The 5392-nt window shown below is 69.7% G+C and carries 4 protein-coding genes; 2 read left to right on the top strand and 2 right to left on the bottom strand.

Annotated elements, in window-relative coordinates:
- Both G3N94_RS39510 and G3N94_RS39505 read left to right on the top strand, forming a co-directional pair.
- A partial coding sequence (locus tag G3N94_RS39510; protein ID WP_205799618.1) for a DUF3999 domain-containing protein occupies window positions 1–1029 on the top strand: 1029 nt, incomplete at its 5' end.
- Between the two features lie 184 nt (window positions 1030–1213).
- Window positions 1214–1879 carry a lytic transglycosylase domain-containing protein gene (locus tag G3N94_RS39505; protein ID WP_241022332.1) on the top strand — a complete coding sequence of 222 codons (666 nt, stop codon included), beginning with the start codon at window positions 1214–1216 and terminating at the stop codon, window positions 1877–1879.
- A gap of 110 nt (window positions 1880–1989) precedes the next feature.
- Here the strand turns inward: G3N94_RS39505 and G3N94_RS39500 are convergent, their stop codons facing one another.
- Both G3N94_RS39500 and kdpB read right to left on the bottom strand, forming a co-directional pair.
- Entirely contained in the window at window positions 1990–2706 is a 717-nt protein-coding gene (locus G3N94_RS39500) for a response regulator (protein WP_205799617.1), read from the bottom strand.
- A 139-nt stretch (window positions 2707–2845) separates the two neighbouring features.
- On the bottom strand, window positions 2846–4903 hold the full coding sequence (gene kdpB / locus G3N94_RS39495; RefSeq protein WP_205799619.1) for a potassium-transporting ATPase subunit KdpB: 2058 nt from the start codon (window positions 4901–4903) through the stop codon (window positions 2846–2848).
- Between the last annotated feature and the right edge of the window lie 489 nt (window positions 4904–5392).

The following is a 5392-nucleotide window of genomic DNA, read 5'->3' as shown; positions in this document are numbered from 1 at the left end:
CTCGGCGTGTCGGTCGCCGCGGACGGCTCGCTGCGTGCGACCGTCGCCGCGCCGCCGCACGCGCGCCGCCACGCGGATCTCGTCGACCTGTCACATGCCGACGGGCAGGTCGGTGCGCTGCTGATCCATCTGCGCAACGACAGCTACCAGGGGCGCGTGAGCATCGACGCGAGCGACGACCTGCGCAGCTGGCAGCCGCTGACGGACACGCAGTTGCTGAAGGTCGCATATGACGGCCACACGCTGACGCAGGAGCGCATCGCGCTCGACGGCGTGCGGCAGCGCTATCTGCGGCTGAACTGGCTCGACGGCGCGCCGGACATCGCGTCCGCCGAAGCGGAAACGCGCACGCGCGGCGCCGCGGATCGCGCGGCAGCGCCGCGTCAATGGCGCACCGGCGTGCGGATGCGGGCCGGCGGCACGCCGGGCGAGTATCTGTTCGAGACGGACGGCGCGTATCCCATCGACCGGCTGCGCATCGACCTGCCGCAGCGCAATACCATTGCGCACGCAACGATCCAGGCCCGGACCGACACGCAATCGCCGTGGCACGACGTCGCGGACGCGATGCTGTTCCGGCTGCAGGGCAAGGCCGGCGAACAGCGCAATCCGCCGCTCGAGTTCGCGGCGGACGCGGACCGCCTGTGGCGTATCGTCGTGGACATGCGCAACGGCGGGCTGGGCAGCGGACTGCCGGCCGCCACAGTCGGCTGGCGCCCCGCTTCGCTGACGTTCGTCGCGCGCGGCGCACCGCCGTTCACGCTTGGCGTCGGCAACGCATCACTTGCGTCGTCCGCGGTCAGCCGCGAATCGCTGCTGATCGGCGCGTCGACCGAGATCAGGCCCGCGCGCGTCGGCGAAGCGCAGCCGGTGACGCCGCAGGCCGCATCGACCCATGGCGCCGCGGATACGGACGCGATGCGCCGCTACGTGCTGTGGGCGTCGCTCGTGATCGCGGTGGGCGCACTCGGCAGCATCGCGTGGCGCGTGGCGCGCGGCGGCGGGCCGCAGGACCGCAGGCGACGCTAGGCGGGCGCTCGCGCCGATACCAGGCGCGCATCCGCCGCCGCGGTGCTGGCTGCCAGCGCATGCGTCGTCGGCGTGCGCGGCGCCCCACTCTTTACGCAACATTTACCCACCGCCCGCAACTCTTTCGACCATCGCAACGCGCGGCTACGTACAGTCGAAGGCATCCGAATCACGGTGCCACGACATGCACGGAACCAACGAAGCGGGTCACCGGCAAGGCCGGCGCAAGCGCCCGGCCGCCTCCCTGAAACTGTTGCTGATGGCAGCCTCCCTTGCGCTGTCGGCCGCTGTCGCGCCTCCTCCCGCAGGCGCGCAAGTCGCCGCCGCGCCCCTCTCTCCCGCCGCCGATGCGGCACCCGACACGCCGTTCGCGCTCGACACTATCGTCGCGACGCTGCGCAAGCGCTTTCACGTCGCGTATGCGGACGCGCTGACGATCGCGCACGCGGTGCAGACCGAGTCGGACCGCTACGGGCTCGCGCCCGCGTTGCTGCTCGCGATCATCGCGGTCGAATCGGGCTTCGACCGCCACGCGGTCAGCGTCGCGGGCGCGCGCGGGCTGATGCAGGTGCTGCCCGCCGCGCATCGCGATCTCGTCGCGCATGTGAAGGACTTGTCCGATCCCGCGACCAACGTGCGGATCGGCGCGGCGATCTTCCGCGGCTATCTCGACGACGCGGACGGCGACATCGAAACCGCGCTCGTCCGCTACAACGGCGGGACGAAGCGCTACGCGCAACGCGTCGTGCTGCGCGTGCAGCAGTTCGACGCGCAGCTGCGCCGGCCGGCCATTGCCGTCGCCGACGAATCCCCCGCAACGAGCGCAACGCGCACACCGAGCACGCCGTAATTCGGCCAGCGGCGCAACGAGCACGCGCTAAATCGGCTGGCGGCGCCACACGCGCGCAGCGTCGCCGACGCGCAGTCACCATGCATCACGACCGCTACACGCGAGCGCTATCAGCGTGAATCGCGCGACTCGTCGGCGCCGGTCAGCCGATAACCGACACCGGTCTCCGTCAGGATGTGCTCGGGCCGGCCCGGATCGCGTTCCAGCTTGCGGCGCAGATGCCCTACATAGACGCGCAGGTAATGCGGATCCTTCTCGTGCGCGGCGCCCCACACCTCCTGCAACAGCTGGTCGTGCGTCAGCAGCCGGCCTGCATGATGCGCGAGCACCGCGAGCAATCGGTATTCGATCGGGCTCAGATGCACGCGCGCGCCGCCGCGCAGCACCTGCCGGTCGATGAGATCGACGGTCACGTCGCCGAAACGCACGCACGCGTCCCGGACATGCGCGCCGCCCGCCTGCCGGCGCAGGTGCGCGCGGATGCGCGCGATCAGCTCGGCCGAACCGAACGGCTTGGTCAGGTAATCGTCGGCGCCCGCGTTGAGCGCGGCGACCTTGTCGGCTTCCGTGCTCAGCGCCGACAGCACGATCAGCGGCGCAGCGGACTGGTCGCGCAGCGCGTGGATCAGCGCGACGCCACCCAGGTCGGGCACGCTGATGTCCGCGACGATCAGGTCGGGACGGCGCGCGGCGACCGCCGCGACGCCTTCGGCACCGGTCGCCGCTTCGCATACGTGCATGTGTTCCGCCTTCAGCGCCGCGTGCACGAAATGACGGATGAAACGGTCGCCATCCACGACGACGACGACCACGGCCGGTTCGCTCATGCGGCAACGGTCCGGTGCGGGCGCTGCGCTGGTGGCAACGCTGGTGGCAGCGCTGGCGGCAGCGCCGGTCGCCGATTGCCACCATCGGACGGCATCGTGATCGCGGCGCGACGACGGCGCGCGGGCTGTCCGTTCACGGTCATGCCCATCCGAACGCGACCAGCACCATGTCGATCAGCTTGATGAACGGGAACGGCAGCAGCATGCCGCCGAGCCCGTAGATCAGCAGGTTGCGGCGCAGCAGCGGCGCCGCGCCGAGCGGGCGGTACGTGACGCCCTTCAGCGCGAGCGGAATCAGCGCGACGATGATCAGCGCATTGAAGATCACCGCCGACAGGATCGCCGACGACGGCGACGCGAGATGCATCACGTCGAGCACGCGCAATTGCGGATAGGTCGTCGCGAACGCGGCCGGGACGATCGCGAAGTACTTCGCGATGTCGTTCGCGATCGAGAACGTCGTCAGCGAGCCACGCGTCATCAGCATCTGCTTGCCGATCTCGACGATCTCGATCAGCTTCGTCGGGTTCGAGTCGAGGTCGACCATGTTGCCGGCTTCCTTCGCCGCCTGCGTGCCGCTGTTCATCGCGACCGCGACGTCGGCCTGCGCGAGCGCCGGCGCATCGTTGGTGCCGTCGCCCGTCATCGCGACGAGGCGCCCCGCCGCCTGGTGCTCGCGGATCGTCGCGAGCTTCGCCTCCGGCGTCGCTTCCGCGAGGAAGTCGTCGACGCCCGCTTCCGCCGCGATCGCCGCGGCCGTGAGCCGGTTGTCGCCCGTCACCATCACGGTCTTGATGCCCATCTTGCGCAGTTCCGCGAAGCGCTCCTTGATGCCGCCCTTCACGATGTCCTTCAGCTCGATCACGCCGAGCACGCGTGCCGCGCCGTCGTACCGCTCCGCGACCACGAGCGGCGTGCTGCCGCGCCGCGCGATGTCAGCCACGAGCGTATCGACCTCATACGCGACATGTCCGCCGTGGACTTCCACGTAGTGCTTGACCGCATCGGCCGCACCCTTGCGAATCTCTCGACCCGGCAGGTCGACACCGCTCATTCGCGTCTGTGCGCTGAACGACAGGAACACCGCATGGAGCGCCTGCATGTCGCGTTCGCGCAAGTTGAAGCGCTGCTTCGCGAGCACGACGATGCTGCGGCCTTCCGGCGTCTCGTCGGCGAGCGACGACAGCTGCGCGGCGTCCGCCAACGCTTCCTCGGTCACGCCCGGGGCCGGCACGAACGTCGACGCCTGGCGGTTGCCGAGCGTGATCGTGCCGGTCTTGTCGAGCAGCAGCACGTCGACGTCACCTGCCGCTTCCACCGCACGGCCCGACGTCGCGATCACGTTCGCCTGCATCATCCGGCTCATCCCGGCCACGCCGATCGCGGACAGCAGGCCACCGATCGTCGTCGGGATCAGGCACACGAGCAGCGCGACGAGCGCGGTGATCGTCACCACGTGGCCCGCTTTCATGGCCTCGACCGCGAATGTCGAGAACGGCAGCAGCGTCGCGGTCGCGAGCAGCAGCACGATCGTCAGCGCGACCAGCAGGATCGTCAGCGCGATTTCATTCGGCGTCTTCTTGCGCTTCGCGCCTTCGACCATCGCGATCATCCGGTCGAGGAACGCCTCGCCCGGATTGACGCTGACGCGCACGACGATCCAGTCGGACAGCACGCGCGTGCCGCCTGTGACCGACGAGAAGTCGCCGCCCGCTTCACGGATCACCGGCGCGGACTCGCCGGTGATCGCCGATTCGTCGACCGACGCGACGCCTTCGATCACGTCGCCGTCCGCGGGAATCGTGTCGCCGGTCTCGACGAGCACGACATCGCCGCGCCGCAGGTCGCTGGACCCCATCACCTCGACCGCGGCATTCGCATGCGGTGCCGCGAGCTTCTTCGCGACGACGTTGTGCTTCGCGCTCCTGAGCGATGCGGCCTGCGCCTTCGAGCGACCTTCGGCGAGTGCCTCCGCGAAGTTCGCGAACAGCACCGTGAACCACAGCCACAGCGCGACCGCGACGATGAAGCCGGCCGGCGCCTCGGCCTGGCCGAACAGCGCGGCGACCCACAGAATCGTCGTCAGGATGCTGCCGACGTACACGCAGAACATCACCGGGTTGCGGAACTGCGTGCGCGGCGTGAGTTTCCTGAACGATTCCACGATCGCCGGCCGCACGAGCGCCGGATCGAACATCGAGTGCGCGGCGGTGCGCGCCTGGCCGAGGTTGTCCGGACGATGGCCGGTCAGGGGAGCTAGGGACATGGCGATTTTCCTCGCGGCACAGCGGCGCTTGCTGTCGACATCCGGCCGGCGGTGCTGCAGGCCGGATGCGCTTGCGCGCCGACGCGCACCGCATCCGTTTCCACGTGATCCATCATATGAAGACCCGCGTGAAAATCCCGGCAAAGGCGTGCATCGAAACGTAAAAATCGCGTAAAGAAGCGGCGGGAGGATGCCCCGGGACGTGCGCGCGGACGAGCGGTCGTCCGTGCCGCGCGCCGGGCGTCAGGCGCCGCCGGCACGCCGGCGACGTCGCTGGATCGCCACATCGCCACATCGCCAGATCGGGAATCGGGAATCGGGAATCGGGAATCGGGAAGACGCTACAGGCCTCGCTTCACGCCGACGCGCCCGTGCATCCGCACGCGCCACGGCGACGACCGCCAGCTTGCCGCGCCGGCG

Origin of the sequence: Burkholderia sp. Ac-20353, assembly GCF_017104785.1 — a bacterium.
GTDB lineage: Bacteria > Pseudomonadota > Gammaproteobacteria > Burkholderiales > Burkholderiaceae > Burkholderia.
Note: the sequence above shows the minus strand (reverse complement) of the source record. Positions and strands in the feature narration are given on the sequence as shown.